The organism is Hominilimicola fabiformis, assembly GCF_020687385.1.
In the GTDB taxonomy this organism is placed as follows: domain Bacteria; phylum Bacillota; class Clostridia; order UBA1381; family UBA1381; genus Hominilimicola; species Hominilimicola fabiformis.
Genome location: NZ_JAJEQM010000044.1, coordinates 1 through 1,556 on the forward strand (window position 1 = coordinate 1; position 1,556 = coordinate 1,556).

General features: G+C 32.6%; 2 protein-coding genes. Both read left to right on the forward strand.

Annotation, left to right across the window (positions count from 1 at the left end; all coding sequences use genetic code 11):
- Positions 1-460, forward strand: a 460-nt coding sequence (locus LKE05_RS14035) for a helix-turn-helix domain-containing protein (RefSeq protein WP_308457250.1), incomplete at its 5' end; no start/stop codon positions are given.
- Positions 461-475: 15 nt separating this feature from the next.
- Positions 476-1,556: ParB N-terminal domain-containing protein (locus LKE05_RS14040; RefSeq protein WP_022231179.1), on the forward strand; the 1,081-nt coding region annotated here is incomplete at its 3' end.

Sequence of the window (1,556 nt, forward strand, 5' to 3'; positions counted from 1 at the left end):
AAAGGGACTTATTAAAGTTAAAGCAAGGTGGAGAGCAAATGGTTCTCAGACAAGTAATCTATTTAGTGTAGCAAATACTGATAAAGGATTTTTTATTCATTCTGACATACTAAATAAAAAGCTTACAGTTTATGAATTGACTGTTCTTATCTATCTATGCAGTAGAAAAAATAACAAAAATAAATGTTATGTATCACAAAAAGAGATAGCTAAAGCGTGCGGAATGAGTGTAAGAGAAGTCAGTATAATTATATGTCGTTTGAGAAAAAAAGGATTGATAAATACTCGTATGCAATTCAATTTAAATAACAGAGGTAACTATGTTTTAGAATATACGGTTTGCATATGTAATGAAACAGAAATACGAAAAGAATTAAACAATGAATTAATTGTAATTGACGATATTAATATCGATATGCGAGATGATATTAATATCGGGATTATTAAAAGTATAAGGTAAAAGGAGAATATAAAAATGGCAGAAGTAAAAAGAGATTATGCAAAAATGATGAATATGTTTCAATCGACTGCACCTGAAACACAGACAACAACATCAGGTGAGCATATAGACAGAGAAAACGGTTGTGTTGAATTGTCAATCAGTATGCTTGAGCATTTCCCGGAACATCCGTTTGAACTATATACCGGTGAACGATTTGAAGATTTAAAAGAAAGTATCAGAGAGCATGGAGTTTTAACTCCGGTCCTTGTACGAAAACTGGATAACGATAACTATCAAATTCTTTCCGGTCATAATCGTTGCGAATGTGCCAAAGCAGTCGGTTTTAAAACAGTGCCATGTGTTGTGTTAAGTAATTTAACTGATGATGACGCACTGATGATTGTGTTAGACAGTAACACAAAACAACGTGGTATAACAGAAATGAAAATTTCTGAACAGGCTCATATATATGCACTTGATGTAGCAGTAAATAAGCGACAAGGTAAGCGTTCAGATTTGATAAAAAGTATTGAGAAAAACCTTGAAATCCTTAGTAATGATGCGGATTCCGAAACTTTGTATCCAATGGATACAAAGTTAGATACAGTATCAAATATAGGAGATAAGTATGGTGTATCTCGACCAACAATAGCACGGTTATTGAGAATTGATACCCTTATCTTTGAATTAAAAACAAGAATAGATGACGATGAAATAGCTGTTCGTGCCGGAGTGGAATTATCATATTTAACGCAGTCGGAACAAGAAATAATTGATGAAGTGATTTGTGAATTTAATTACAAGTTAGACATCAATAAATCAAAACAATTAAGAGAGCTATCAAAGTCGGGCAAGCTAAATAAGGTTACTGCGGTTGATGTATTCGAGGGACGATATAAAAAGCCTAAAACAAGCAGTAAACCGTCTGTTAAAGCTGTTACGTTAAAGCCAAAATTCCTTTCAAAATACTATGCGGCAGACGTACCGCAAAATGTAATTGAAGAAGAAATTGAAATATCAATAGATGTATGGCAGACAATAAAAGATAAATTCAACGGTTTATCAGTTGAAGAAATCAAAGAGCAAGTAGAAAATTTGCTTGAAGAAAATATAT